General features: G+C 67.9%; 24 protein-coding genes and 1 tRNA gene. 17 read left to right on the top strand and 8 right to left on the bottom strand.

What is annotated here, in order from left to right:
• Positions 1 to 11: 11 nt before the first annotated feature.
• The gene (locus Ahu01nite_RS15645) at positions 12 to 839 is read left to right on the top strand and encodes a PASTA domain-containing protein (protein WP_203837247.1); all 828 of its coding nucleotides are present in this window, start codon (positions 12 to 14) and stop codon (positions 837 to 839) included.
• 103 nt (positions 840 to 942) lie between these two features.
• On the opposite strand, the gene Ahu01nite_RS15640 is transcribed toward Ahu01nite_RS15645, so the two are convergent.
• Positions 943 to 1242: a hypothetical protein gene (locus Ahu01nite_RS15640; RefSeq protein ID WP_203837246.1), complete on the bottom strand. Its 300-nt coding sequence runs from the start codon at positions 1240 to 1242 to the stop codon at positions 943 to 945.
• Positions 1243 to 1707: 465 nt separating this feature from the next.
• Here Ahu01nite_RS15640 and Ahu01nite_RS15635 point away from each other — a divergent pair, with 465 nt between their 5' ends.
• The 3 genes from Ahu01nite_RS15635 (at position 1708) to Ahu01nite_RS15625 (ending at position 4136) form a co-directional block, all read left to right on the top strand.
• Positions 1708 to 2589, top strand: coding sequence for a helix-turn-helix domain-containing protein (locus tag Ahu01nite_RS15635; RefSeq protein WP_203837289.1), 882 nt, complete (start codon positions 1708 to 1710; stop codon positions 2587 to 2589).
• A complete protein-coding gene (locus Ahu01nite_RS15630; RefSeq protein WP_203837245.1) occupies positions 2553 to 2777 on the top strand; it encodes a DUF397 domain-containing protein in 225 nt (74 codons plus the stop codon). The genes Ahu01nite_RS15635 and Ahu01nite_RS15630 overlap by 37 nt, the downstream gene beginning before the upstream one ends.
• 879 nt (positions 2778 to 3656) lie before the next feature.
• The gene (locus Ahu01nite_RS15625) at positions 3657 to 4136 is read left to right on the top strand and encodes a hypothetical protein (RefSeq protein WP_203837244.1); all 480 of its coding nucleotides are present in this window, start codon (positions 3657 to 3659) and stop codon (positions 4134 to 4136) included.
• Between the two features lies 1 nt (position 4137).
• On the opposite strand, the gene Ahu01nite_RS15620 is transcribed toward Ahu01nite_RS15625, so the two are convergent.
• The 4 genes from Ahu01nite_RS15620 to Ahu01nite_RS15605 form a co-directional block, all read right to left on the bottom strand.
• Positions 4138 to 4806, bottom strand: a complete 669-nt coding sequence (locus tag Ahu01nite_RS15620; protein ID WP_203837243.1) for a hypothetical protein — start codon at positions 4804 to 4806, stop codon at positions 4138 to 4140.
• A gap of 327 nt (positions 4807 to 5133) precedes the next feature.
• Positions 5134 to 5940, bottom strand: a complete 807-nt coding sequence (locus Ahu01nite_RS15615) for a WecB/TagA/CpsF family glycosyltransferase (protein ID WP_203837242.1) — start codon at positions 5938 to 5940, stop codon at positions 5134 to 5136.
• Positions 5941 to 5995: 55 nt separating this feature from the next.
• Positions 5996 to 7069: an NAD-dependent epimerase/dehydratase family protein gene (locus Ahu01nite_RS15610; protein WP_203837241.1), complete on the bottom strand. Its 1074-nt coding sequence runs from the start codon at positions 7067 to 7069 to the stop codon at positions 5996 to 5998.
• A gap of 424 nt (positions 7070 to 7493) precedes the next feature.
• Positions 7494 to 7576, bottom strand: a tRNA-Leu gene (locus tag Ahu01nite_RS15605).
• Positions 7577 to 7744: 168 nt separating this feature from the next.
• Here Ahu01nite_RS15605 and Ahu01nite_RS15600 point away from each other — a divergent pair.
• The 7 genes from Ahu01nite_RS15600 to pknB all read left to right on the top strand — a co-directional run bounded on the left by Ahu01nite_RS15600 (position 7745) and on the right by pknB (position 16616).
• Entirely contained in the window at positions 7745 to 8527 is a 783-nt protein-coding gene (locus Ahu01nite_RS15600) for an FHA domain-containing protein (RefSeq protein WP_203837240.1), read from the top strand.
• A 5-nt stretch (positions 8528 to 8532) separates the two neighbouring features.
• Positions 8533 to 9018, top strand: coding sequence for an FHA domain-containing protein FhaB/FipA (locus tag Ahu01nite_RS15595; protein ID WP_203837239.1), 486 nt, complete (start codon positions 8533 to 8535; stop codon positions 9016 to 9018).
• A complete protein-coding gene (locus tag Ahu01nite_RS15590; protein WP_203837238.1) occupies positions 9015 to 10439 on the top strand; it encodes a PP2C family protein-serine/threonine phosphatase in 1425 nt (474 codons plus the stop codon). The genes Ahu01nite_RS15595 and Ahu01nite_RS15590 overlap by 4 nt, the downstream gene beginning before the upstream one ends.
• An 82-nt stretch (positions 10440 to 10521) precedes the next feature.
• A complete protein-coding gene (locus Ahu01nite_RS15585; RefSeq protein ID WP_239158867.1) occupies positions 10522 to 11970 on the top strand; it encodes an FtsW/RodA/SpoVE family cell cycle protein in 1449 nt (482 codons plus the stop codon).
• A complete protein-coding gene (locus Ahu01nite_RS15580; protein ID WP_203837236.1) occupies positions 11967 to 13460 on the top strand; it encodes a peptidoglycan D,D-transpeptidase FtsI family protein in 1494 nt (497 codons plus the stop codon). The genes Ahu01nite_RS15585 and Ahu01nite_RS15580 overlap by 4 nt, the downstream gene beginning before the upstream one ends.
• 1 nt (position 13461) lies before the next feature.
• A complete protein-coding gene (locus tag Ahu01nite_RS15575; protein WP_203837235.1) occupies positions 13462 to 14811 on the top strand; it encodes a serine/threonine-protein kinase in 1350 nt (449 codons plus the stop codon).
• Positions 14808 to 16616 carry a Stk1 family PASTA domain-containing Ser/Thr kinase gene (gene pknB, locus Ahu01nite_RS15570; RefSeq protein ID WP_203837234.1) on the top strand — a complete coding sequence of 603 codons (1809 nt, stop codon included), beginning with the start codon at positions 14808 to 14810 and terminating at the stop codon, positions 16614 to 16616. The genes Ahu01nite_RS15575 and pknB overlap by 4 nt, the downstream gene beginning before the upstream one ends.
• A 54-nt stretch (positions 16617 to 16670) precedes the next feature.
• Here the strand turns inward: pknB and Ahu01nite_RS15565 are convergent, their stop codons facing one another.
• The gene (locus Ahu01nite_RS15565; RefSeq protein ID WP_203837233.1) at positions 16671 to 17303 is read right to left on the bottom strand and encodes a winged helix-turn-helix transcriptional regulator; all 633 of its coding nucleotides are present in this window, start codon (positions 17301 to 17303) and stop codon (positions 16671 to 16673) included.
• A gap of 81 nt (positions 17304 to 17384) precedes the next feature.
• On the opposite strand from Ahu01nite_RS15565, the gene Ahu01nite_RS15560 reads away from it, so the two are divergent.
• On the top strand, positions 17385 to 18143 hold the full coding sequence (locus Ahu01nite_RS15560; RefSeq protein WP_203837232.1) for an MBL fold metallo-hydrolase: 759 nt from the start codon (positions 17385 to 17387) through the stop codon (positions 18141 to 18143).
• Between the two features lie 64 nt (positions 18144 to 18207).
• Complete coding sequence (locus Ahu01nite_RS15555) at positions 18208 to 18645, top strand: nuclear transport factor 2 family protein (RefSeq protein WP_203837231.1); 438 nt, start codon at positions 18208 to 18210, stop codon at positions 18643 to 18645.
• 160 nt (positions 18646 to 18805) lie between these two features.
• Here the strand turns inward: Ahu01nite_RS15555 and Ahu01nite_RS15550 are convergent, their stop codons facing one another.
• Complete coding sequence (locus Ahu01nite_RS15550) at positions 18806 to 20947, bottom strand: (Fe-S)-binding protein (protein ID WP_203837230.1); 2142 nt, start codon at positions 20945 to 20947, stop codon at positions 18806 to 18808.
• 285 nt (positions 20948 to 21232) lie between these two features.
• The gene (locus Ahu01nite_RS15545; RefSeq protein WP_203837229.1) at positions 21233 to 21496 is read right to left on the bottom strand and encodes a cell division protein CrgA; all 264 of its coding nucleotides are present in this window, start codon (positions 21494 to 21496) and stop codon (positions 21233 to 21235) included.
• A 202-nt stretch (positions 21497 to 21698) separates the two neighbouring features.
• Here Ahu01nite_RS15545 and Ahu01nite_RS15540 point away from each other — a divergent pair, with 202 nt between their 5' ends.
• The 4 genes from Ahu01nite_RS15540 to Ahu01nite_RS15525 all read left to right on the top strand — a co-directional run bounded on the left by Ahu01nite_RS15540 (position 21699) and on the right by Ahu01nite_RS15525 (position 26318).
• Positions 21699 to 22508 carry a DUF881 domain-containing protein gene (locus Ahu01nite_RS15540; RefSeq protein ID WP_203837228.1) on the top strand — a complete coding sequence of 270 codons (810 nt, stop codon included), beginning with the start codon at positions 21699 to 21701 and terminating at the stop codon, positions 22506 to 22508.
• 1289 nt (positions 22509 to 23797) lie between these two features.
• Positions 23798 to 25360, top strand: a complete 1563-nt coding sequence (locus tag Ahu01nite_RS50375; protein WP_239158866.1) for a class E sortase — start codon at positions 23798 to 23800, stop codon at positions 25358 to 25360.
• 9 nt (positions 25361 to 25369) lie between these two features.
• Positions 25370 to 25651, top strand: a complete 282-nt coding sequence (locus tag Ahu01nite_RS15530; RefSeq protein WP_203837227.1) for a hypothetical protein — start codon at positions 25370 to 25372, stop codon at positions 25649 to 25651.
• 19 nt (positions 25652 to 25670) lie between these two features.
• Entirely contained in the window at positions 25671 to 26318 is a 648-nt protein-coding gene (locus Ahu01nite_RS15525) for an aminodeoxychorismate/anthranilate synthase component II (protein WP_203837226.1), read from the top strand.
• Positions 26319 to 26330: the final 12 nt, after the last annotated feature.

The raw sequence follows: 26330 nt of genomic DNA, 5'->3' as shown, positions 1-26330 counted from the left end.
AAGGTACGGCGATGTCCGATGACACCGGCGAGTTCTTCCCGTTCCGCGACGAGGATGAGATCAAGCCGAACGGGCGTACCGGAGCGGGTGACAGCGGGGCCGACGATGAGACCCGGGTCCTGCCGCCTGTCCCGGCAGACGCCGACGTGACCTCGGTTTTTCGACCGGTTTCGGACAACGACGCGACGTCGGTTTATGCGCCGGCCAGTGGGGGCGCGTCCGGCTGGGACGACGAGGACCAGATCTGGGCGGGCCGGGCCGGGGTCCGTGCGCCAAGACCCGCCGACGATGCCACGCGTACGGACTGGGCGGCCGTTCCGGAGGATGAGCCCCGCGGCAGATGGTGGACGCCGATCCTCGTGGGGATCGTGGCGTTTGTGCTGCTCGCGCTGCTCGGCTGGGGGATCTATCTGATCGCGAAGTCGAATGGTGGAACCGATCAGGGGACCCCGGTGGTGACCGCCACGGCGACGCGCGCACCGGCTGCGACCGCTACCACCGAGCCGACGGCGAAGCCATCGTCGGCCGCTCCGACCTCGGCAACCCCGTCCAGTGCGGCGCCGAGCACGGCCAGCGACATCACCATTCCCGCGCTGCGGGGGCTGTCCCTGGACGAGGCCAGAAACGCGTTGAACCGTAAGGGTCTCAACTACCGCCTGCGCTACGTGGCCAGCACGGATGCCCCGCCGGGAACGATCATCGGCAGTGACCCGGCCGAGGGTCAGCAGGTGCCCGGTGACACGATCGTGAACCTGATCATCGCGAGTGAGCCGACCGCCACCACGACGCCGCCGTCCACTCCTACCACCACGCCGTCCGTCGACTACGACGAGGACTGACTTCGTCACCCGGCCCTGAGTTACACAGCTACGAGTTACACGGCCATGAGTCACCCGGTCGTGGGGCACTGGGCCGTGGGGCACCCGGTCGGCAGAGGTGAGCTCAGCGGTTGGCGCGCAGGGCACGGGTCGGGATCGCACCCGAGGTCAATCCCGGCTGACGGGCGTTGCGGGCGCGCGGGTCGGGCGCCTTGCCGACCTGGCGCAGACCGCCGACCTGCACAAAGATGGAGCGGCGCTCGACGGCGTCGCCGCCTGCGTTGAGCTCGTAGCCGTCCAGCCAGATCCAGCCGTCGTACGTCGGCCAGTCATGAACTCGGATGACGCGGAAGAGCATGGGCGATGAGAATTGGACACTCGCCGCCTTCGTCACATGGATGACATCGCCGGACCGAGGAAGCACGCCATCTCCTGTCCTGAACCCAAATTTGGGGGCAAACACCGATTTGCCACACGGTGAACACAGATGCTCCAGTGTGCCCGGCTCGTACGTCTTGGCAACCTTGTGAGGATGCCAATCATCACAATGGTGCCGTAACGACGCGACCGGTCCGCTGGTAGCCGGTGGAGTAAACCCCCGCGACTTATCGGAGTCCACGTAGGACAATTGAGGATCAGGCAGGCCGCGATCGAGATCTGGACGTTCATGGACTGCCGGGCAGGGCACCGTCACCGTTAGTGCGGTGACGAGCGCCATACCCGAAAGATTGCACCACGCCTGCAATCGATGCAAGTTGCATGTCAGCCGTCCGTGACGAAGTGATCACTGTCGACGCTTGAAGGATCAAGAGATCAACAGCCAGACTGGAGCCGACAAACGCCGTACGGCGGAGCAACTTGCCGGTTCCGCCACCTACCGGAGGTGAGCGTGAATCCGCGCCGAAGCCCAACCATCCGTCGTCGCCGACTCGGCGCCGAGCTGCGCAAATATCGCGAAGCGGCGGGCGTGACGATCGACGTGGTGGCCGACCGCCTCGGCTGCTCGCCGTCCAAGGTGTCCAGGATCGAGACCGGCCACACCAGCGCCACCCCACGTGATGTGAAGGACATGGTGGACATCTACCGCGTGGACGGCGCGGTGTCCGACGAGCTCGTCCAAATTGCCCGTGAAGCTCGGCAAAAAGGCTGGTGGCACCCGTTTAGCACGGTTCTGACCGGCGCTTATGTGGGGATGGAGGCCGCCGCCCGATCCGTTCGGGCGTACGAGCAGCAGGTGATTCCCGGACTCCTCCAGACCGATATGTACGCAGATGCTTTGATTCGGGGCGCCCGACTGAGTGACACCGACCAACAAATCGAGCAACGGGTACGAGTCCGAATGGCGCGCCAAGCGTTATTGATTCAGGACGATCCGATCGATCTTTGGGTGGTGCTCGATGAGGCGGTGGTGAGTCGCCCGGTCGGCGGCGACGACGTGATGAGAGATCAACTTTTCCGTCTGGCCGAGATGGCCATGCTGCCGAACGTCACTCTGCAGATCCTGTCCTTCGCGGCAGGGGCGCACGCCGGCATGGATGGCACTTTCGCGATCCTCGACTTCCCGGATGCCGAGGACCCGGACGTGGTGTTCGTGGAGAACGCGACCGGCGGGCTGTTTCTGGAGAAGGTCGACGAACTGAGCAAGTACAACTCAATCTTCGATGCCATCCGATCGACGGCCCTCCCCCCGGAGGAGTCCAGGAACATGATCGCATTGCTGGCAGAGGAGCCATTGTGGAAGTCGAAACCAAGGGTTTCCGGATCAATCTGAGCCGTGCACAGTGGTTCAAGAGCACCCGTAGCGGTCCTAATTGCGACAACTGCGTAGAAGTAGCATTTGTTGACAAGGCGATCGCGGTGCGCGACTCGAAGAACCCGACCGGCCCCGCGCTGATCTTCACCGCGGACGAGTGGGACGCGTTCGTGGGTGGCGCCAAGGACGGGGAGTTCGATCGGTAACCCTGCCTGGTAAAACGCCGGCCCCACGGCCGGGGAGTAGTACGCCGGTCCCGCACGGCCGGCAACGCAACGTCGGCTCCGCACGGTCGACGGCACGACACGACACCGGCCCCGCACGGCCGGTTGCAACACCCGGGCCCCGCACGGCCGGTTGTAATACGTCGGCTCCGCACGGTCGGCGGTACGGTGCCGGCTCTGTATGGCCGGTTGTCATACGTCGGCTTCGTATGGTCGGCGGCACGGTGCCGGCTCCGCACGGCCGGTTGTCATACGCCGGGCTTTGGGTGCCGGTGGCAGTTCGCCGGCGCTGTACGGCCGGTAGTAGTGCATCCGGTCTCGCGCGGCCGGTTCAGCAACAATCGGCCGGTCGGCCTCGAAAGGGTGCAGCGCTCTGAGGGATTCCGGGTCCTGAAAGCGTCCGGGCCTCGATGAGGTGCAGACCGGCCCACCAGGTCCATGTTCGCCTGACCTGGACGCGCGACCAGGTCAGGCGAGCGACCAGGGGCAACCTGCCGGTGGCCATCGCCGACTTGGAAACGGCGAGTGACCGCTGGCAACCAGCCGGTGTTTGTTGCCGGCCCAGAAAGCCCGGGCCGATCCTGGACCCGATCTCCCGGGTGGGGCTGGAGGACGGCTGAGTGTGGCCATGAGCCCACGCCCGCAGCTTTCGCGGGCCGTGGGCTGTTATGCGTAATTTAAGGATTTTGTACCGTCGCCGTATGCGCGTCACCTCGTTGAACGCCTTAAGTGCGGGCCGGACTGCACTGACGTACCGCTGTCGCCCGTACGGCTGACTGTCTCCCTCGCGTGACGGTGCGGGCAGGGCCACCTCGTGACGGTGCGGGCAGGGCAATTCAACGAGCGAGGCAGGGCGAACACATGACGATCGGTTCCGACAACCTCAGCAGCGGGAACCCGAGCGCGCAGGACCGGTTCAGCGGGGGTGTGAGCGCGTACCGGCAGAATCGGCGTGAGGGGTCCATGTCGGGGGAGCACGGCGAAGCGGAGCTGATGGGGCGTGGTGGGCACGGCCCGCTGTCGGCGGCCGGTCTGCCGACGCGTAATCCGATGGACCAGGACCGCACGGGGCAGATGCCGGCGCTGGACATGCAGGGTCTGACCGAGCCGGTCTTCCCGCCGGGTGGCTGGATCGACTCGACGGCGACCCCCACCCCGTTGCCGCCGCAGCTCGGCTCGGCGCAGTCGATGGCTGACCACCCGTTGCTGCGGGGTCTGTTGATGGAGCTTCCGGGGCGTGGCGCGATGCCGGCCTCTGACTGGCTGGACCGCTGGTTCGAGGCGGCCCGGTCGATCCTCGAGCTGCTCTACGTGCAGGAATCCAACCGCGGCAAGCAGTAGGTCAGGCGGCCAGATCGACCGCGCCCGCACCGATGGCGCGGTCGGTCGGCGTCTCCTCGGGCAGCGGGGTGTAGCGCTCGGTGCGCAGGACGGGCGCGTGGCGCATCCGCCCGAGCGGGGCCAGCACCGCGAGGTTGAGCCGGCTGTGCCGGATCGCGTGCCGCAGGACCAGGGCAAGGGCCGCGACCCCGACGATGCCGATCGCGATGCCCGCGAAGTCGGCACCGGGCACTTCCACAAGATCAGCAGCGATGGGTACGCCCAGCAGCGCCGCCAAACCGGTCACCTGCAACGGAACGGCGACCAGCGGGTGTGCGGCGGCAGCACGCAGCGCGGGCGGGGCCGGTGCGTGCGGCGCGGAGGCGAATGCGCCGGCACCGCGCCGGACCTGGCCGAGGCGCCGGGCGGTCATGGTCAGCACGAACAGTGCCGGGACCGCCGGGAAGAGAGCCGCGGCGGGCGCGGCCGTGTCGCCGGGGAACAGCCCGGTCATGACGAGCACCGCGACGAACAGCCCGGCACCGACACCGACCACAGTGGAGAGCAGCCGGGCGCGCCGACGGAGCTCGCGGGCTGTGCAGGCAACCGGGAGCGCGTCGGCGAGCAGCCCGGCGGTGAGCCAGACCACGGCGAGGGCGCCGATGAGAATGAGGTCCGTCGTGGTGTTCACGTCCACAGACTTCACCTGTCGCGCAACTCGCAAAACCGGGAAATCACCGGACCGGAAACCCGTAGGGGTCACGCTCTGACTCTGCGTCGCCAGATGATCACGGTACGCCCTCAGCCCAATGGGCGAAGTGGACAATGCCCCCTGTTGCGACCGTGACGCGTGTCCTAGTGTCGGGTGTCAGACGACCGGCACGGGTGCTCGCAGAACGTTCACCGGTCGTTGCGTGCTCGACCTGGGGAGGTCGGCCGGGATCCCCTCAACTCCGCAAACGCGATGGGGTCCCGGCACTCCCTCAGACGCTCAGGCCGCTCAGACCGCTCAGACCGCTCAGACCGCGAACTTCTGCACCTTGTCGGTGGTCGGCGCCGGCGGGGTCGCCTTCCACAGCCCGGCCTTCTGCGCCGCGAGCCGCGACACGTAGGCGGGGTTGAGCAGGATGTAACGCTTCCACAGCCGCTTGGGCTCGAGACCAAGGCGCCACAGCCACTCGAGGGCGTACTTCTGCATCCACGCGGGCGGGTTCTTCAGCAGACCGGCGTGGTAGTCGAAGGCCGCGCCGACGGCGAGCAGCGGCATGTCGAGCAGCGGGCGCATGGCGTACGTCCAGATCTCCTGCCGGGGGCAGCCGAGGCCGACCAGCACGATCCGGGCACCGGAGGCCTTGATCCGGTCGGCGATCTCAACGTCTTCGCCGGGCTCGTTGCCGCGGAACTTGGACGCCTCGACGCCCGCGAGCTTCAGCGCCGGGAACATCTGCTCCAGCGCCGGGACCAGCTTGTCGAGGGTGGGCTGCGTCGACCCGTACAGGTAGACGGGCAGGCCCTCGGCCGCGGCCTCGCGCAGCACCCGCAGGGTCAGCTCGGGTCCGTAGACCCGGTCGGCGAGGCCTGCATGGTCGAGCAGGTTCATGGCTCCTCGCACGGGCTGGCCGTCCGGAGTCACCAGGTCGAACGAGTTGAGCCGGGCATTGTGGGCCTTGTCCTGCACGCCGGTCATCACGCCGTGCACGGCGAGGGCCGTCACCGCATAGTGCTTCCGCTCGCGAGCCGCCTCGATGATCTTGGCGGTGGCCGCCTCGTAGTCGACCGCGTCGACGAGCACGCCGAGGACGTTCTTCTTCCCCAGGTCGATCATGCTGTGCCTCCTGGGCATGCCTTCTTGGCCCTCCGCTGCGCTCCGGTGCAGTCAGTCATGCCGCTGGCACCCACTTGTCCACGTTCGCGTCGTGAATCTCCTGCAGGATCATCGGGACGTCGTAGACCTGCTTCCACTGCGGGTAGTCGGCCTGGAACGCCGCCATCGAGCCGATCCACCACTGGTGGTCGCCGATCCGGTTGTCCTCGACGTACTCGGTGATCATCTCGGTGCCGCTGATCCGGCCGGCGATCGCGAACGCCTCGAGGTTCGACACGTTCGAGTGCCGCCCGCCACCCAGGTTGTAGACCTTGGCGGAGCCGGGGTTGCGGAAGAACGCCTCGAACGCGCTGAGCACGTCGTGGCTGTGGATGGCGTCGCGTACCTGCTTGCCCTTGTACCCGAAGATCCGGTACGTCCGGCGTTCCATGTTCGCGCGCATGACGTACCCGAGGAAGCCGTGCAGCTCGGTGGCCGAGTGCGCCGGCCCGGTCAGCGTGCCGCCCCGGAAGATCGCGGTCTTCATCCCGAAGTAGCGGCCGTACTCCTGGGCCATCACGTCGGCGGCGACCTTGGACGCGCCGAACACCGAGTGCAGTGTCTGGTCGATCGACATGTCCTCGGTGATGCCCTCGTAGTAAGGGTGCGCCGAGTCGAGCTCCCAGCGCGTCTCCTGCTCGACCAGCGGAAGCCGGTTCGGCGTGTCGCCGTACACCTTGTTGGTGGAGCAGTGGATGAACGGCGCCTCGATGCAGTGCTCGCGCGTGTTCTGCAGCATCGTGAGCGTGCCCCCCGCGTTCACATCAAAATCAGTGAACGGGTCCCGCACGGCCCAGTCATGCGAAGGCTGCGCCGCCGCATGGATGACAACGGCGATGTCCTTGCCGTACTTCTCGAAGATCCTGGCCACGGCATCCCGGTCCCGGATGTCGACCCCGTGGTGCGAGTACTGCGACCCGAGGTCAGCAGTCAACCGCTGCACGTTCCATGCAGTAGACGCCTCAGCCCCAAAAAACTCCTGCCGCATGTCGTTGTCGATCCCCACGACATCCAGCCCAAGCCCAGCAAAATGCCGAACAGCCTCGGACCCGATGAGCCCACCTGATCCAGTCACCAGAGCAACGCCCACGAGCAACTCTCCAAAGCCCTCGACACCAAGAAATCAGTCGAGAGCATAACGCCCCCCGGCCCACCCGCTCTTCCACAACCCACAGCGCCCCCGCCGCCCAACTTCACCCAAACGACCCCCCGGCACCGACGCCGCGCCCGGCCGCCCCCAACTCGGTAACAACTTGATCCCGCTCGAAAACCGGCAAAAGGGACCCCGCGGCCAAAGGATGTGACGCATTCGGCCCCCGCCAACAAGGATTTTGATCGAGACTCAGCGACGCCCGCGAGCACTTCGAGGTTCAACGACCGCGCGGGCGCGACCACCGCAGGGGGTCACCGGGACCACCGCACCGCGGGGCTTCCGGGGGCTCGGCCCCCGGAGCAGATATGACGAGGGGCCCCCGGCTCGCGCTTTCGGCGAGCATGGAGCCCCTGGTCACTCGTGGGGATGGGGGGAGTTGAACCCCCACGTCCTTTCGGACACACGGACCTGAACCGTGCGCGTCTGCCATTCCGCCACATCCCCGTGGCATTCAGTTAGCCGGAACAGACTACGCTGTCCCTCGTTACATCGCGAGCAGGTGTTTCCCCGCGACGCCAGGAAGACTAGCACGGCGTCGGGGGGCGTTATACGAGGGTCAGGAGCGACCGGTCGCTCGTCGCAGAGATGCGCAAGCGGCGGCCGGATACCATCATGTCCTCGGAACCCGAGGAGGAGCCGGTGAGCGTGCTGCAGCGCTTTGAGAAGCGATTGGAAGGCCTTGTCGAGGGGGCCTTCGCCAAGGTGTTCAAGGGTGTCGTGCACCCGGTGGAGATTCTGAATGCCATGCAGCGGGAGGCCGAAGCCCACAAGGCTATTCTCGCCGGTGGCCGGACTCTCGTGCCGAACCGCTACGTCATCGATCTGTCCCCCTATGACCACAGCAGGCTGGCGCCGTATGCCGCCGCGCTGGCCCAGGAACTGGCCCAGTCGCAGGCGGAGTTCATCGGCGAGCAGGCCTGGACGGTCTACGGGGACGTGATCGTCGAGATCGAGCGGGGCGATGGGCTGGACACGGGGATGTTCCGGGTCACGGCGGAGGTGTACACCGGCGGCGAGGTCGCTCCGGTGCAGCAGCCCGCCTATGACTCACAGCCCGCGTATTCGCCTTATGACCAGCAGCAGGGTGGTTACCAGCAGCAGGGGCACAACGGTCGCAGTGTCGGCCTTGTCTCCGGCGACGGGCGTACCTATCCCCTGCAGATGGGGTCGACGGTGATCGGCCGCGGCGACCAGGCCAACCTGCGTCTGCCCGATGTCGGCATCTCCCGCCGCCACGCGCGGCTGGACTACGACGGCAGTCAGGTCGTGTTGACGGATCTGGGTTCGACCAACGGCACCATGGTCAACGGCCAGCGGGTGTCGGCGGTGGCCCTCAACCCGGGCGACATGATCCAGCTGGGGACGACGACGTTGACGTTCCGAGTGGACGGCTAGGCACCTTGCCTGAATTCGTCCTCACCGTCGCTCGTTTCGGCTTCCTCATCCTGCTGTGGATCTTCGTGTTCACGGTGGTCGGGGTGATCCGTAAGGATCTCTTCGCCGGTGTCCGGTCCAAGAGCATCGTGGCTACGCCCCGGGGGGTGGGCGGCGGCGTGGTGCCTCAGGGCCGGCCGGCGAAGGCGAAACGCGGCAAGGCGGCCCGGCAACTGGTCGTGACCGCGGGTCAGCTTGCCGGCACCAGGATCACTCTGGGTGAGGCTCACATCACGATAGGGCGTGCCGAGGATTCGACCCTCGTCATCACGGACGACTTCGCGTCGGCCCGGCATGCCCGGCTCGTTCCGCGGGACGGCCAGTGGTTCGTCGAGGATCTCGGCTCGACGAACGGAACTTATCTAGATCGCGGTAAGGTCTCCGGACCTACTCCCGTCCCCCTTGGCGTGCCGATCCGGATCGGCCGCACTTCCCTTGAGTTACGGCCATGACCCTGACTTTGCGCTACGCCGCCCAGAGTGACCGCGGTCTGATCCGAGACGGAAACCAAGACTCCGTCTACGCCGGCCCGCGGCTCCTTGCCGTCGCCGACGGCATGGGCGGCATGGCCGCCGGTGACGTCGCCAGCAACATCGTCATCGCGGCCATGGCTCCGCTTGACGAGGACGTTCCCGGCGATGCGCTGGTGGACGCTCTTCGGCATGCGGTCGGCACGGCCAATCAGACGCTGCGCGACACCGTCGATGCCAACCCCGCGCTCGAAGGGATGGGCACGACGCTGACCGCTGTGCTCTTCTCGGGCAGCAAGATCGGGATGGTGCACATCGGCGACTCGCGCGCCTACATGATTCGCGCGGGCGAGTTCGCCCAGATCACCAAGGACGACACGTACGTCCAGATGCTGGTGGACGAGGGCCGGATCAGTCCGGAGGAGGCGAGCAGCCACCCGCAGCGCTCGCTGCTCACCCGGGCGCTCGACGGGCGGGACATCGACCCCGAGTATTCGGTTCGTCAGGTGCTCAAGGGCGACCGCTATCTCATCTGCAGCGACGGGCTTTCCGGTGTGGTCAGTGCCGAGACAATCGGCGAGAGCATGCGGGACATCCCCGATCCGCAGATGTGTTGCGAGCGGCTCGTGCAGCTCGCGCTCCGCGGCGGCGGCCCCGACAACATCACCGTGGTGGTGGCCGACGCGACGGACGCCGACATCGTCGAGCAGGCGCCGATCGTGGGTGGCGCTGCCGCCCTTGACCGGGGCAACTCGACCGTGGCCGACAGCTCCAGCGCCGCCGCCCGTGCGGCCGCCCTGCAGTCCCCGCCCCGTCCGGCTCAGCCCGAGGGGCCGGCCTACGAGCGGGACGAGCAGGAGCAGCCCAAGCGGCACCCCGTGCGGACCGGTCTGCTTGTCCTGTTGCTGCTCGCCGTGCTCGGTGGCGGGTTGTGGACGGGCTGGCGTTACACCCAGGACCAGTTCTACGTGGGCGCGACCGAGACGGGCGAGCTCGCGATCTTCCAGGGTGTGCCCGGGCAGATCGCCGGTCTTGATCTCTCCAGCGTCAACGAGACCACGACGGGTCGCCTCGAGGACCTCACGACGGTCGCACAGGACCGGGTGAAGCAGGGCATCCACGCCGAAAGCAAGGCCGATGCCCAGGCCAAGGTGCGCGAGCTGACCAGCGAGGACCCGTCCAACCCGAATCTCAAGCCGGTATGTGCACCGAGCAGCGCCGCTGCCTCGATCACACCGTCGGCGAACCCCTCGGTCTCCGCTTCCGCGGGGAAGAGCTCGGGGCCCACCAAGAACACGAACTCCTCGGCGCCGACCGAACCCACCACCACGCCGGACGCACAGCCTTCGGACTCGACCCCGCCGGTCACCAGCGACCCGGTCGGGTGCCGGCCCGTCGACTGAGTGCCGTGCCCGACCGACGTCTGGGGACTCTTTCTTGACCGCGCCCGCCATACCGGCTCCCACACCCGCGTCCACGGGTGAGATGCCGCGCGTCCCGGGCACGAGGACGGGACGCAACGCGGAGCTCGGGCTGCTCGCCTTCGCAATGATCATCGTGGCGCTCTACGGCGCCATTGTGGAGGCGAACCAGCTCGGCAAGATCACCACCACGTTCTGGGTGCCGGCCGCGTTGCTGAGCATCCTGTTCCTGGGCCTGCACCTGGTGGTCCGGTTCACCGCGGCGTGGGCCGACCCCGTGCTCATTCCCGCGGTGGCGCTGATCAACGGGCTCGGCGTGGGGTTCCTGCGCCGGCTGGACATCGCGCGGACGATCTCGAAGAAGCTGCCCGAGCCGGGTGTCTTCTCCGGCATCGGCGGCCGCCAGCTCGCGTGGACGCTGGTCGCGTTGATCCTGGCCGCGGTGCTGCTGCTGATCGTTCGCGATCACAAGGCGGTTTCGCGGTATGCGTACACGCTGGGCCTGGTCGGTATCGTCCTGGTGATGATCCCGGCGGTCCTGCCGGCGTCGATGTCCGAGATCAACGGCGCGAAGCTCTGGATCAAGATCGGCGGGTTCTCGCTCCAGCCGGGTGAGTTCGCGAAGCTGGCGCTGGTCTCGTTCTTCGCGTTCTACCTGGTTCGCAAGCGCGAGGTGCTGTCGCTGGCCAGCCGCCGGGTCCTCGGCATCGACTTCCCCCGAGGCCGCGACCTGGGCCCGGTCATCACGGTCTGGCTGCTGTCGCTGCTGGTCCTGGTCTTCGAGAAGGACCTCGGCACGGCGCTGCTCTACTTCGGTCTCTTCGTGGTCACGCTCTATGTGGCCACCGAGCGGGCGAGCTGGCTGATCATCGGCCTGGTCATGTTCTTCGGCGGCGTCTACGTGGCTTACCTGCTGGGCGCGTCCGTCGGCGGGCCGTTCGCCAACTTCTACGACCGTGCCTCGATCTGGCTCGACCCGTTCGCGCCGCAGTATGTGTCGAACGAGGGCTATCAGCTGGTCCAGAGCCTGCTGGGGCTCGGCACCGGCGGGTTGTTCGGCACCGGTCCGGGTGCGGGTTCGCCGGGCTTCGTGCCCGAGGTGCAGACCGACTTCATCTTCGCCGGCATGGGCGAGGAGATCGGCCTCTTCGGCCTCTCCGCCCTGCTGGTGGTTTACCTGCTGATCGTCGAGCGGGGCCTGCGCGCGGCCATCCTGGTGCGCGACTCGTTCGGCAAGCTGGTCGCCGGTGGCATGGCGTTCACCCTGGGTTTGCAGGTCTTCGTCATCCTTGGTGGCATCACCGGGCTGATTCCGCTGACCGGTCAGACGACACCGTTCCTGTCGGCGGGCGGTTCGTCACTGATGGCCAACTGGTTGCTGATCGCGATGCTGCTGCGGATCTCGGATGCCGCTCGCAAGCCCGCGACCGGCGGCCCGGCGGCCCAGGCCGGTGGCCCCAAGCAACCGCCCGCACAGCTGCACGGCGCCATGACGGAGGTGATCAAGCCGTGAACGCACCCCTGCGCAAGGCCGGCGTGGTCGTTTTCGTCCTGTTCGGACTGATCTTTGCGAACCTGAACTGGGTTCAGGCCTACAAAGCTGACAAATACCGCACCGACGATCACAACGCTCGCGTCCGCGTGGCGGAATACAACACGCCGCGCGGTGTCATCGAGGCGGACGGCAAGGCGCTGGCCGAGAACAAGGCCACCGACGACACGTACAAGTACCTGCGCGAATACCCCGAAGGGGATCTGTACGCGCCGGTCATCGGCTACAAGGGCGTCAACCTCGCGGCCACCGGCATCGAGCGCAGCGAGAACGAGTTCCTCTCCGGCACCAGTGACAAGCTCTTCGCCGACCGGGTGAGCTCGATGTTCACCGGTGACGAGGCCCGCGGCGGCAACGTCGTGCTGTCGCTGAAGACCAAGGCACAGGAAACCGCCTGGAAGCAGCTCACGAACAACGAGCGCGGCGCCAAGTTCGGTTCCGCTGTCGCGATCGACCCGCGCACGGGTGCGATCCAGGCGATGGTCTCCATGCCGAGCTACGACCCGAGCCCGCTGGCCAGCCACGACACCGAGGATGCGGCGGCGGAGTACAACAAGCTCAACGCCGACAAGGACAAGCCGCTGCTCAACCGGGCCACGTCCGAGACGTACCCGCCGGGTTCGACCTTCAAGGTCATCGTCTCGGCGGCGGCGTTGCGGGCCGGCTACAAGCAGGACACCGAGATCCAGGCGGGCGACGAGTACATCGCCCCCGGCTCAGGCGCGCCGATCCACAACGCCGAGGCGGAGACCTGCCCCGGCTCGAAGATCAGCCTGAAGGAAGCCCTGACCGAGAGCTGCAACACCGGCTATGCCCGCCTCGGCGTGGACCTCGGTGGTCAGAAGGTCCAGGACGAGGCCAAGGCGTGGGGCTTCGAGCAGGAGGACCTCACGGTCGGCGACCTGAAGGACGGCGGCCTGCCCGTCGCGGCGAGCCACACCGGTGACCTGACGGTGGCCAACGACCAGGGTGGCCTGGCCCAGTCGTCGATCGGTCAGAAGGACGTCCGGATGACCACGGTCGAGGGCGCGCTGATGGCGGCGACGGTGGCCAACGGTGGCGTGCAGAAGCGCCCCTACCTGGTGCAGCAGCTGCTCACCGCGGACCGGCGGCCGATCTACACCGCCAGCCCGGAGACACTGCGTACGCCGGTGAGCGGATCGATCGCCGGCGACCTCAAGGACATGATGATCAGTGTCGTCGAGAACGGCACCGGTAAACAGGCCAAGATCAGCGGTTATGACGTCGGCGGCAAGACCGGCACGGCGCAGAACGCCGAGGGTGCCGACCCGCACGGCTGGTTCATCGGATTCGCCTTCAACGACAAGGGCGAAGCGGTTTCCGCGGTATGCGTCATGCTTGAGAACGTGAGCGGCGGTCATGCGAGCGCCGAGGCTGCCCGGATCGCCGGGCTCATCATGAAGGCCGCGGCCGGTGGGGGAGGGGACTGACGTGATCAGCCCTGGGGTGACCCTCGGTGGCCGCTACCGTCTGGACGAGCGGATCGCCGGTGGCGGCATGGGCGATGTCTGGCGCGGCACCGACGAGGTGCTGGGCCGGACCGTCGCCGTCAAGATCCTGCTGCCCGCGCTGCTGGACGAACCCGGCTTCGCCGAGCGGTTCCGCGGCGAGGCCCGGACCATGGCCACGATCAACCACCCCGGTGTGGTCGATGTCTACGACTACGGCAGCGACCAGCAGCTCGCCTTCCTCGTCATGGAGTACGTCGAGGGCGACGCGCTGTCGCGGACGCTCAGCCGCGTCGGACGGTTGACGCCCGCGCGAACCATGGCGCTGGTGGCGCAGGCCGCCGACGCACTGCAGGCCGCACACGCCAACGGGATCGTGCACCGCGACGTGAAGCCCGGCAACCTTCTCGTACGCCCGAACGGCACCCTGGTCCTCACCGACTTCGGCATCGCCCGCTCGGCGATAGTGGGTCAGCTGACCGTGGCGGGCTCGGTGCTCGGCACGGCGTCCTACATCTCACCCGAGCAGGCGTCCGGCGCGACCGCCACCGCGGCCTCCGACGTGTACGCCCTGGGCGTCGTCGCCTACCAGTGCCTCTCCGGCCACCGCCCGTTCGACGGCGCGACGCCGATCGAGATCGCCATGAAGCACGTCCGGGACCGCCCGCGCCCGCTCCCGGCCGACATCCCGCCGTCGGTCCGCGCGATCGTCGACCGGGCCATGTCCAAGGACCCGACGGCGCGCTGGCCCACGGCCTCGGCGATGGCCGCTGTGGCCCGTCAGGCGGCGTCGTCGCTGACCACCCAGGTGCACCAGCCGGCCGTCAACGGCTCGGCCCCGATGATCCGGCCGCAGTCCGGCGCCGGCCCGTCGAACCACCCGCAGTCCGGTGGACCGGCGGTCAACAACCGCCCCTACTCCGGAGTTCCCCAATCCGGTCCTCCCGTGCCAGGGTCGGGCCGTCCGCCCTACCCGCCCGTGCCCCGGCCTGTTTCCGGAGCTCAGGGTGCGCGCGGCGCTGCCTCGGTCCCCCCGGCGCAGCAGCAGCCCTACCGACACCCGTCGGCCCCGCCGATGTCGCACCCCCAGATGGCTCCGGCCAAGCAGGGTGACGGCTCGGGCGGCCGGCAGGTCCTCATCGTGCTGGCCGTCGTGCTGGCATTGCTTGTCCTGCTCTGTGCCGGTGTGATCTCGTTCCTTCTGAAGAACGGCAACACCAGCTCACTGGGCGCGGCCGATCAACGTGCTGCGGCGGCGTCGTACCGTCTTACGAAGCAGGCCGGTGCTCCGCACCGCCTCATCCCCGCGACCGAAGGACGACAGACGTTATGACGGCGCCCTCCCGCCTGCTCGGTGGCAGGTACCAGGTCGGCGAGCTGCTGGGCTACGGCGGTATGGCCGAGGTGCACCGGGGACGCGACCTGCGGCTCGGCCGCGACGTCGCCATCAAGATGCTGCGGACCGACCTGGCCCGCGACGCGACATTCCAGGAGCGCTTCCGCCGCGAGGCGCAGAACTCCGCTGCGCTGAACCACCCCGCGATCGTGGCTGTCTACGACACCGGCGAGGAGATCTCCGCGGCCGGGGAGAAACAGCCGTTCATCGTCATGGAGTTCGTGCCCGGTAAGACGCTCAAGGAGGTGCTCGCGGCCGAGCAGCGCCTCCAGCCGCGTCGCGCCCTCGAGATCCTCGCCGACATCGACGCCGCGCTGGAGTTCAGCCACCGGCACGGCATCATCCACCGCGACATCAAGCCCGGCAACGTGATGATCACGCCGAACGGGCAGGTCAAGGTCATGGACTTCGGCATCGCCCGGGCCCTGGCCAGCGGTGCGACCACGATGACGCAGACCAGCGCGGTCATCGGCACCGCCCAGTACCTCTCGCCGGAACAGGCGCGCGGCGAGTCCGTCGACGCCCGCTCCGACGTGTACGCAGCGGGCTGTGTGCTCTTCGAGCTGATCGTCGGGCACCCCCCGTTCGTCGGCGACAGCCCGGTCAGCGTGGCGTACCAGCACGTGCGGGAGCAGCCCAAGGCGCCCAGCGACATCGTCCACGACCTGCCGCCCGAGATCGACGCGATCGTTCTCAAGGCGCTCGCGAAGAACCCGCTCAACCGCTACCAGAGCGCCCAGGAGATGCGCGCCGACGCCTTGCGCGCGGTTGCGGGCCGCCCGGTCATGGCCCCCGCGGTGATGACCGAGGCCGAGACCATGGCGATGACCGGCGGCATGGGCGGCGCGCCGACGGCGATGACCCGCCCGATCCAGGCCGGGTACGGTCCCCAGCGCGGCGGCCCTCAGCAGCCGCAGCGCAAGACCTCGTCGTGGGTGATGGCCGCGCTGGCCGCGCTCGGCGTGCTCGCGGTGGTCGCGCTCGGCATCGGGCTCGCCCTCGCCGGCGGCAACGACGACAACAACGACGCTCCCGTGACCAAGGCCATCCCCAAGGTGACCGGCCTCTCTGAGGGTGACGCGAAGACCGCCCTGACCCAGGCCGGCTTCACCAACGTCAGCGTCGGCGACTCCATCCCGAAGCAGGACTGCAAGGAAACCGTCGAGCGGCAGACGCCGGTCGAGAGCACCGCGGTCCCGCTCGACCAGCAGATCACCATCCAGGTCTGCTCGCCGCCGGAGCAGATCCGGGTGCCGTCCGGCCTCAAGGGCAGCACGCAGAGCGTCGCGGTCGAGGCCATCGAGTCCAAGGGTCTCAAGACGGACATCGCCGAGAAGGACAGCTCGTCGGCGAGCGGCACAGTGATCGACGTCGAGAAGGAAGGCGAGAACGTCGACCCGGGGACGACCATCACGATCACGGTCTCCCGCGGCAACCTCGTCGCCATTCCGGACGTCAAGGGCCAGACCGAGGACTCGGCCAAGGCCGTGCTGAAATCCTTCGGCTTCACCAACGTGACGACCGAGGAGAGCAACGAGGACGGCACCCCGGGCACGGTGGTCAGCCAGAGCCCGAGCGCCAACAGCAAGAAGTCCAAGTCGACGAAGATCGTGCTCACGGTCATCGCCGAGAAGGAGCCGGAGCCTTCCGACCCGCCGAGCAGCGACCCGGGTGCCTCGAGCCCCCCGCCGGATGACGGCACAGGTGGCGGCGAAGGCACAGTCGACGACCTTCTCAATTAGCTTTTGGTACGCCCGGAGCCCGGCAGCTGATTCAAGCAGCCGGGCTTCGTCGTGTCATCGCTCCGGCAGGATCCGGCGGACGGCGTCGAGCTCTCCGCTGAGGTGGAGGCCTTCCCGCTCGGCGTCGTGCAACGACAGCCCTCCGGTCAAAAGCGCGGTCAGCACCTGGGGTGTTCCGGTGAGCGTTGCCGCGGGCTCGTCCACGCGGCCCGGATGGGTGTGCACGACGCCGTGGTTCACCTCGAGCACCAGGTCCTCGTTGCCTTCGGCGTGCAGCTGGATCGCGACCGGCGGTTCGTCGGGGGTCCGATCCGTCAGCGCCCGGGCGGGCTGCGCGAGCCAGTGCGTGCGGAAAGTCCCCAGGCCGGTGGACTCGTGGAGCAGGGGGACACCCCAGCGGCTGAGCTCGCGGAGCACCGACTCCAGCTCACGGCCGCGGTCGGTGAGCGTGAACAGGGTGGTGGCGACGGGTGGTGGCGCTGCCTCCCGGCGGATCAGACCGGCCTCCTCGAGCTCGCGGAGCCGGTCGACGAGCAGGTTGCTGGCTATGCCGGGCAGCCCGTTGCGCAGGTCGGTGTGGCGGGACGGGCCGAGGGCGAGGAGCTCCCGGACGATCAGGAGGGTCCACCGGTCCCCGATGAGGTCCAGTGCCTTCGCGATGCCGCAGAACTGACCGTAGGTGCGCACGGGGTCAGCCTAACGATCCTTGTTGAGAATAGAAAGTTGCTTGTTGACTTTCTCAACAACAAGGTTCTAGCGTCGTCGGGCATGAGCCACACTTTGCGCGTACGCCGGCTGGCCTGGGCCGGTCTTGAGATCAGCCTCGGTGACGCCCGGCTGCTGATCGACCCGTTGGAGAACGCCGAGCCGCTCGCGCCGGCGATGGGCGTGCCGAGGCGGCCGTTGCCGCCGATCGAGATTTCGCCGGGCACCCATGCCCTGATCACGCATCTGCACCCGGACCACTACGACCATGGGGTGCTCGCCCGGATCGGCGGCGGGGGGACCGTCGGCTGCCACGAACCGGTCGCGGCAGCGTTGATCGACGCGGGCCTCCCCGTGGTGGCCCAGGAACTCGGGCAGGCGCGGGACCTCGGCGGGCTGACCGTCACGCCGGTGACCTCGCTGGACTGGCGAGGCAACGACGCCGACCAGGTCGCCTGGGTTGTGGAGGGTGGCGGGCGGCGGATCATCCACTGCGGGGACACCATGTGGCACGGGAGTTGGTGGCAGATCGCCCGGGATCATGGGCCGTTCGACGTTGCCTTCGTGCCGGTCAACGGGGTGGTCGCTCGGTTCGAGGGGTACGAGGCGAATGTGCCGGTGACCATGACGCCGGAGCAGGGGGTGGAGGCTGCGGTGGCGCTCGGTGCCGGAGCTGTCTGCGCGATGCACTACGGGCTGTTCGACAACCCGCCGACCTACGTCGAACAGCCGGACATCGAGAACCGCTTCCGTCGCGCCGCCGCGGAACGGGGCATCACCGCGATTCTCAATGCCGAAGGCCAACTGGTCGATTTGCGCTGATCTATCGGCGTGATGCGGTGTTAACGTCGGTCGTCGCGTATCCGGCTAGGTGTATGGAGTTGCGATGGTTCTGACCGCCGATGACAAGCTGGCGATCCACGAGGTGATCTCACTTCACGGTCACCTGTGCGATGCCACTGCGTATGACCGGTTCGATCTGGTGTTCACGGCCGATCTTGTGGTTGACACGAGCGATCTCGGGCTTGCTCCGGTGCCGCATGCGGGGCCGTCCCAGGAGCGCCTCGACACGTATATCGGGGTCGCGCACAGCCGGGGGCCTGGTGACACGGTTGCTCTGCATGTCACCAATGTTCTGGTTGTCGAGGATGGCGACGGAGCCAGGGCTTGGTCGAAAGCGCTGGCGCTGGGAAGGGACGGGTCGGTTGCCAGTTATACATACGCGGATCGGCTGGTGCGCACCGATTTGGGATGGCGTATCAGGCACCGGAAAGTGTCGCCTCGGCGGGAGCCCGGGGTGGGGATCGAACCGCTGATCATTTAGCGGTTGGTGCGGGGTTTGGTTTTGGGTTTTGGGGGCGTGGCGGTCTTGGGCCGCCACGGCCGGATGCGCGCGTGACGGCCTGGGCCGGGGAATGGTCGCGGGCGATAGCCGCCGGAGGCGGGGTTCGGGGCTGGTGCGGTTGTGGGTGCGGCGGGCGTACTTATGAGATTGCTTTTTCGCCCTTGATGCTCCGGAGGAGAACGGTGGCCACATCGATGACTTCGACGTTGTCCTGCTCGCCCTTGCCGGTTACGCCGTCGCCGATCATGGTGTAGCAGAAGGGGCAGCCGACGGCGATTGTCTTCGCGCCGGTGGCCAATGCCTCCTCGGTGCGTTCGACGTTGATGCGTTTGCCGATTTTTTCTTCCATCCACATGCGGGCGCCGCCGGCTCCGCAGCAGAAAGAGCGTTCCGAGTTGCGGGGCATTTCGGTGAGGCCGCCCTCGATGGCGCTGCCGAGCACCTCGCGGGGTGCGTCGAAGACTCGGTTGTGCCGGCCCAGGTAGCAGGGGTCGTGATAGGTGACGCCGCCGTCGACCGGCTGGACCGGGGTGAGTTTGCCCTCGGCGACCAGGTGGGCCAGGAGCTGGGTGTGATGGACGACCTCGACCTTCAGGCCGAGCTGTTCGTATTCGTTACCCAGGGTGTTGAAGCAGTGCGGGCAGGTCGCGACGATGCGCTTGACCTTCGCTTCCTGCAGCGTTTCCACGTTCTGCTGGGCGAGCATCTGGAAGACGAATTCGTTGCCGATCCGGCGGGCGGGGTCACCGGTGCAGGTCTCGCCCTCGCCGAGAATGGCGAAATCGACGCCGGCCTCGTGCAGCAGCGTGGCCACGGCGCGGGTGGTCTTTTTGGCCCGGTCCTCGAAAGCGCCGGCGCAACCGACCCAGAACAGGTAGTCGAAATCGGCCTCGCCGACCCGCTTGATCTCGAAGTCGAGGCCCTTGGTCCAGTCCTCGCGGGTGTTCTGCGGTGCGCCCCACGGGTTGCCTTTGTTTTCCAGATTGCGCAGCATGACGCCGGCCTCGGCCGGGAAGCTGGACTCGATCAGCACCTGGTAGCGGCGCATGTCGACGATGTGGTCGATGTGCTCGATGTCCACGGGGCACTGCTCGACGCAGGCGCCGCAGGTGGTGCATGACCAGAGGACGTCGGGGTCGATGATCCCGCCCTCTTCCTCCGTGCCGATCAGGGGCTTGTTGCCCTCGGCCAGCGAGAGGACGTCCATGTGTGCGAGCTGGGCCGCCGTGGCCTTTTCCTCGCCCGTGAGGTCTTTACCGCCACCACCGATCAAATACGGAGCCTTTGCGTACGCGTGATCGCGCAGACTCGTGATCAGCAGTTTCGGGGAGAGGGGCTTCGCGGTGTTCCAAGCGGGACACTGCGATTGGCAGCGGCCGCATTCGGTGCACGTGGAGAAGTCCAGCAGACCCTTCCAGGTGAACTGCTCGACCTGGGCGACGCCGAACTGGTCCTTCTCGGGGTCGGCCTCCTCGAAGTCGAGCGGCTTGCCCTGGCTCATCATCGGGCGCAGCGCGCCGAGACCGGAACCGGCCGGCTTCTCCGGGGCGCGCTTGAAGAAGATGTTGAAGAACGCGAGGAAGCGGTGCCAGGCCACGCCCATCGTCACGTTCAGCGCGATGGTGATCAGCCAGCCCATCGAGATGAACAGCTTGACCAGCGCGACCCAGGTCGGACCGTCCTCGGCTGCGGGGAGCAGCGCGCCCACACCGTGGCTGAGCGGGGTGGCCCAGGCCGGGAACTCGAAGGTGTCGTTGGCGACCTTGAAGCCGCGGATCAGGAAACCGCAGACCAGGACCCCGACGATGATCGCCTCGACGAAGTACGCCTGCCACATCGTGGAGCCCGTGAAGCGGCTGCGGGGCTTCCGCCTGGCCAGCTGCCGGATCACGATCAGCACCACGATCCCGGCCAGGCCGAGGATGCCGATCAGCTCGGTGCCCAGCCCGTAGATCAGCCAGTGGCCGATGATCGGGAGCCCGCCGGTCGGGTCGACGACCTCGAAGTAGGCCTCGACCACCAGCAGGAACAGCACCATGAAGGAGACCATCACGAACCAGTGCGCCCCGCCGACGACGCCCCACTTCAGCATCCGGGTGTGACCCAGGGTCTCGACCAGCATGGTCTTCGCCCGGGTGCCCTTGTCCTCGAAGCGGGCCGGGTCTGGTTGACCCTGCCGGATCACTGCCGTCATCTGGATGACAGCACGCACCGCGAGGACGACGGCCACGAGAGTGATCGTGCCGGCCAGAACGGTGGCGATGATCTGCGCGACGCCCATCTGCGTTGTGCCTCCTCGGTCGGGTGCCGACCTATGTTACCCACGGGTAATCGCTTTGCGCGCGGGTGTCGCCGCTTTCCTTCACAGCTTGGTCCACAGCTTGGTCCACAGCTTGGTCCACAGCTTGGTCCACGGCTCGGTTCGCGGCTTGGTCCACGGCTTGGTTCGCGGTTGGGTGAGCGCGAAAAGCGCACCCCGCTGACCGCTGTGGGTCGGGGGGTGCGCGGCTTTCGCTGGTCGACGGCCGGATTTCACCGGCCGACGGTCAGCTTTCGCTGCCGGCGGTCAGCGCCAGCGGGAAAGGATGCCCAGGGAGGCGACCATGCAGCCGAAACCGACGAGAAGGTTCCAGTACTGCCACTGCTCGACCGGCCACCGCTGCTCGGAGAGGTAGTAGACCACCAGCCAGGCGATGCCGAAAACGATCAGGAAGACAGCCGTGATGGGCAGCCAGACCGGACTCGGCTTCTTGGACGTGGCCGCACTGGCCGGACGGATGTCCGTCGGCGGCGTGTAGACCTTCTTCTTGCGAACCTGTGACTTCGGCACGGCGCTCTCCTGAGGGCAACAAGTGGTGAACAACCCACCCCTGAGCGGCTCCGGGGACACCGAAAGCTGCCCTTGGCGAATACTGTTCGATAGCTAGCGTAGTCAAGGCGGCACGCTCATAGGCACCCGGCGGTTGCCTTGAGCCAAAAACATGCGGAATCAGCTCGGGAAGTCTCGAGTAGCTCGGGGAGGTAAGACCGACGTGGAGTACACCACGGGGACGCCCTCGTGGCGACTTGTCATGCGCCGGGCCATTCGCGGCCTTCGGCCCCGACGTCGCGGGCAGCGTCAGCGCGGCTGGGGAATGGTGGTGCCGCTGATCGCCCTCGCGGCCGGCCTGCTGTTCACCACGTCGGCCACCACGGCCGACGGGACGGCGCTGCGTGACGACCGCCGGCCTCAGCTCGCCCAGCTCATCACCGACAAGCGCGAGCGGCTCGACGAGCGCGACGCCGAGGCCACCGCCCTGCGCGCCAAAGTCGATGACGAGAGCCGCCGGTTCGCCGAGGTGGACGAGCCGGTCAACGAGGCCCGCAAGCGCGCCGACGCCCTGCGCGAGCAGGCCGGCTTCACCGCCCTGCACGGCGAGGGCGTCACCGTGGTCCTCAACGACTCCTCACGCCGCCCCACGGACACCGGCGCCGACGCCCCGCAGAACGACGACCTTGTCGTTCATCAGGGTGATGTCCAGGCCGTGGTGAACGCGCTATGGGCAGGCGGTGCGGAGGCAATGTCGATCATGGATGTCCGCGTCATCTCGACCAGCGCGGTACGCTGTGTCGGCAACACGCTGCTGCTGCACGGCCAGGTTTTCTCGCCACCATTCAAGATCACAGCGGTGGGCAATCCCGCGGCGATGCACCGGACCCTGGACTCCTCCGAGGGCGTCCAGCAGTTCCGGGACGCGGTCGCCGACTTCGGCCTCGGCTACACGGAAACCGTCGAGAGGAACGCGACAGTGCGGGCGTACGGCGGGTCGAGTGACCTCCGATCCGCCGAGGTCACCAAGTAATGGCCCCGGAAGCCACCCCGGGTGGCAACGCCAGCTCCGGGCGACACCGCGCGCCCGACGGCGACGCGCAGACCGCATACATCCCTCGGATCACCGACGCGGTGCCGGACGGTATCCCGGGCGGGCCGATCAACTCGGCGGCCGGCAGTGGTTGGCCTGAGCCGGTTGTTCCCGAATCTCCCGCTGCGACTTCCGTGGAGCCTGCTGCGAAAAGCGTACAATCGGACTTTTCGGGTGACTCGGGTGATGGTGGCGCTGACGGGCCGGCTGGGATTGACCCGGTGGTGGCTCGGGCGGCTGCGGCTGCTCGCGCTCGGTCTGCCACTCCCGCCGTAGGTGCGGCTGAGGGTGAGTTCGCTTTCTTCGCTGGGGGCGTTCCGCCTGCGGCTCCCTTCGCGCCGCCCGCACCTGCTGTTACGCCGCCGGCGACTTCTGCTCCATTCACGCCGCCTGCGGGTGGTCCGGCTTCGGCGCCAGCTGCTCCTTTCGCGCCGTCTTCGGGTGGTTCGGCCTCGGGGCCTGCTGCCGGCCCGGCCGATGCGCCTCGTGTTTCTGCGCCGCTGCCGACTTCTGGGATGCCGCAAGCCGCTGCGCCGATCTCGCCGCAGAGTGCCGCGCCGGGATCGCCTGCCGCGGTGCCTCGTGCTGCTGCTCCGGCGTCACCTCGTGGGGCTGCTCCCGGTTCGCCGGTCGCGTCTTCTCGGGCTGCTGCGCCGGTCTCGTCTCAGCTTGGTACGCCGGTCTCGTCTCAGGGTGCTGCGCCGGTCTCGTCTCGGGATTCTGTGCTGGGCTCGCCTCAGGGTGCTGCTCCGGGCGCTGCGCCGGTTTCGCCTCTTGCGGCTCCTACGGCGGCGCTTCCCGCGATGGTCTCGCCTCGTGTTTCAGCGCCGGCGGCTTCCAACGGAATGGCGCCTGGGTCCGGTGCGATGGCGCCTGGGTCCGGTGTGATGGGGCCTGGTCCCAATGCGGTGACGCCTCCGCCCAACTCGACGACGCCAGGGCCCAACGGGATGACACCTTGGTCCGGGGGGATGGCGCCTGGAGCTGGTGGGACGGCGTCTGGAGCTGGTGGGACGGCGTCTGATGGCGGCGGGGTTGTGCGGGAGGCGCCGGCTGCCGCTGGGGGTAACGGCATCGAGCAGGACGCGTATCGCGGTGGACGGCGGCGGGCCTCGGAGCCTCAGTCGCCGCAGGCCGCTGAGGCCCAGATGGCAGCGCGTGCACCTCAGGCCCAGTCGGCGCCGAATGCGGTGGGTCGGCAGGATCGTGGCAGTGACGCCGGGGCCTGGGTGAACGCCGGCAACGAGACCGCGGCCTGGTCCCAGACGGCCCCGGCCGGAACGCGCGGTGACTCGGGCACCGCCTGGTCCACGGGCGCCGAGACCGGAGCCTGGGCCGGCGCGAGTGACACCGGCGCCTGGGGCAGCAGCGATCTGCGCTCGGGACAGGGCAGCGATCTGCGCTCGGCACAGGGCGGTGATCTGCGCTCGGGACAGGGCAGCGACTTGCGCTCGGCACAGGGCGGTGATCTGCGCTCGGGACAGGGCGGTGATCTGCGCTCGGGACAGGGCGGTGAACTGCGCTCGGCGCAGGCCGGCGGGCTCGCCAATGACCCGCGTCTGCCTCAACCCGTGAGTGGCGATCCGCGTCTGCCCCAACCCGTCAGTGGCGATCCGCGCTTGGCGCAGCAGACCGGTGGAGTCGCCAGTGACCCGCGACTGCCCCGAACCAACCCCCAGGACCCGCGGTCTGCGCAGGTCGGGGGCGTGGAGGCTGCTGATCGGTGGAACCGGCACGGTGGGCCGGGAGTGGTGGGGCAAAATCGGGGGCAGGAACTTCGGAACGGCGACCCGTCGGCGACGGCGATCATCCGTACCATCGACGCGCCGACGGGGCTTCTTCCCGCCGTGCCGTCGATGACGCAGCCGTCGGCGAAGCAGGAGGCGATTCCGGCGGTTCGGACCCCGTTGCCGAAAGACACGGGGGACGCTGTCGGTGCGGTCTCCGTGGCCGCTGTCGCTGCAGGCGCGGCGGCCAGCCGGGAGGCCGGCGGTGAACCGGCCGAGGAGGTCAAGGCGAAGCGCGGTGAGAAGGTCGTCAAGCTCCGGCCCGAGCAGACCGGTGAGGGCTACAAGAGTGTTTACTCGGAGCTGACCCGGCCGACGCTGGGGTCCCGGATCCGGTCCGGCATCCGGGTGTCCGGCGAGTTGATGATCACGTTCGGGCTGGTGGTGCTGCTGTTCGCCGGGTACGAGGTGTTCGGCAACTCGGCGAAGGTCCAGGACGAGCAGGACAGCCTGTCTGATCAGCTGGCCGAGCAGTGGAACGACCCGACCGTGGCGCCGAGCACCGGTCCGACCAAGAAGGCTCGGGCGGCGCCCGGGGATGACCTGGTGGGGCGGCTCTACATTCCGAAGCTGGGGATGGACTGGGTTGTCACGAACGGTGTGCGGCCGCAGGACATCCGCTACTCGCCGGGGCACTACCCCGATACGGCCATGCCGGGCGAGGTCGGCAACTTCTCGGTTGCCGGGCACCGGATCCGCAAGATCTTCTGGCGGCTGGACGAGTTGAAGCCGGGTGACGTGATCGGCGTCGAGACCCAGGGCGACTGGTATACGTACAAGGTTCGCAACAGCGAGGTCGTGAAGCCGACCGCCGTCCAGGTTGTCGCGCCCGTGCCGAACAAGCCGGGCAAGAAGGCGACCGAGGCGCTGTTGACGCTGACGACCTGTAATCCGAAGTTCAACAACTATCAGCGTCTCATCGTGCACGCGGAGTTGGTGGACACCGTCAAGCGTGACAAGTCGCTGCCGCTGGACGGTAAGCCCACCGACTTCGGGAAGGCGTAGGGAGACGGCGTGTACGCCTGGATCTGGCGAAAACTTCCCTTCGGGCTGTGGGGCAAGCTGACCGGCTCACTCGTACTGAGTGTGACGATCGGCGCTCTGCTCTGGTATTGGGTCTTTCCGTGGGCGACGCCGCTGCTGCCCTTCGACGACGTGCAGGTCGGCACCGGCACCGAGCAGAGCGGCCCGGCGCAGCAGGACCCCAACGCGGTGCCGGGTGACGATTCGATCCTCGGGCCGGACGAGATTCCGTACAACACGGCGTCGAACGATCCCCACCCCTCCCCGAGCTGAGCTGAGCCAGGTGACCCCCGTGCGCATCCTCGTGATCGACAACTACGACTCGTTCGTCTTCAACCTCGTGCAGTATCTCGGCCAGCTGGGTGCCGAGTGCGAAGTGCGACGCAATGACGAGATCTCGGTCGAGGAGGTCGGCACGTTCGGCGCGGCGGGGGTCCTGCTCTCACCCGGTCCGGGTACGCCGGAACGCGCCGGCATCATGATGGACGTGATCCGGGCGTACGCGGGGAAGTTGCCCATGTTCGGGGTCTGTCTCGGTCACCAGGCGATCGGGGCGGCTTTCGGAGCGACGGTCACCCGCGCCCCGGAGCTGCTCCACGGCAAGACGTCATCGGTGCAGCACAAGGGTGAGGGTGTGCTCGCCGGCCTGCCGGATCCGTTCACCGCGACGCGCTACCACTCGCTGGCCGTGCTCCCCGACACCCTTCCGGACGAGATCGAGGTCACCGGCTGGACCGAGTCGGGCGTGGTGATGGCGATGCGGCACCGCACGCTGCCGATCGAGGGTGTGCAGTTCCACCCCGAGTCGGTGCTCACCGAGGGCGGCCACACCATGCTGGCCAACTGGCTCGCGTCCTGCGGCCTGCCCTCGGCACTCGACCGGGCCCCGGAGCTGGCGGCCGAGGTGGAGCTGCGCCGTCGCTCGGCTTTTGCGTCCTGACGGAGTCAAAGC

The organism is Winogradskya humida (assembly GCF_016862215.1).
In the GTDB taxonomy this organism is placed as follows: Bacteria; Actinomycetota; Actinomycetes; order Mycobacteriales; family Micromonosporaceae; genus Actinoplanes; species Actinoplanes humidus.
Note: the sequence above shows the minus strand (reverse complement) of the source record. Positions and strands in the feature narration are given on the sequence as shown.

Excerpts from the sequence above, each read along its gene's own strand:
- Ahu01nite_RS15645 (WP_203837247.1), top strand. The coding sequence starts at position 12 with ATGTCCGATGACACCGGCGAGTTCTTCCCGTTCCGCGACGAGGATGAG.
- Ahu01nite_RS15625 (WP_203837244.1), top strand. The coding sequence starts at position 3,657 with ATGACGATCGGTTCCGACAACCTCAGCAGCGGGAACCCGAGCGCGCAG.
- Ahu01nite_RS15615 (WP_203837242.1), bottom strand. The coding sequence starts at position 5,940 with ATGATCGACCTGGGGAAGAAGAACGTCCTCGGCGTGCTCGTCGACGCG.
- Ahu01nite_RS15600 (WP_203837240.1), top strand. The coding sequence starts at position 7,745 with ATGTCCTCGGAACCCGAGGAGGAGCCGGTGAGCGTGCTGCAGCGCTTT.
- Ahu01nite_RS15590 (WP_203837238.1), top strand. The coding sequence starts at position 9,015 with ATGACCCTGACTTTGCGCTACGCCGCCCAGAGTGACCGCGGTCTGATC.
- Ahu01nite_RS15585 (WP_239158867.1), top strand. The coding sequence starts at position 10,522 with ATGCCGCGCGTCCCGGGCACGAGGACGGGACGCAACGCGGAGCTCGGG.
- pknB (WP_203837234.1), top strand. The coding sequence starts at position 14,808 with ATGACGGCGCCCTCCCGCCTGCTCGGTGGCAGGTACCAGGTCGGCGAG.
- Ahu01nite_RS15560 (WP_203837232.1), top strand. The coding sequence starts at position 17,385 with ATGAGCCACACTTTGCGCGTACGCCGGCTGGCCTGGGCCGGTCTTGAG.
- Ahu01nite_RS15555 (WP_203837231.1), top strand. The coding sequence starts at position 18,208 with ATGGTTCTGACCGCCGATGACAAGCTGGCGATCCACGAGGTGATCTCA.
- Ahu01nite_RS15550 (WP_203837230.1), bottom strand. The coding sequence starts at position 20,947 with ATGGGCGTCGCGCAGATCATCGCCACCGTTCTGGCCGGCACGATCACT.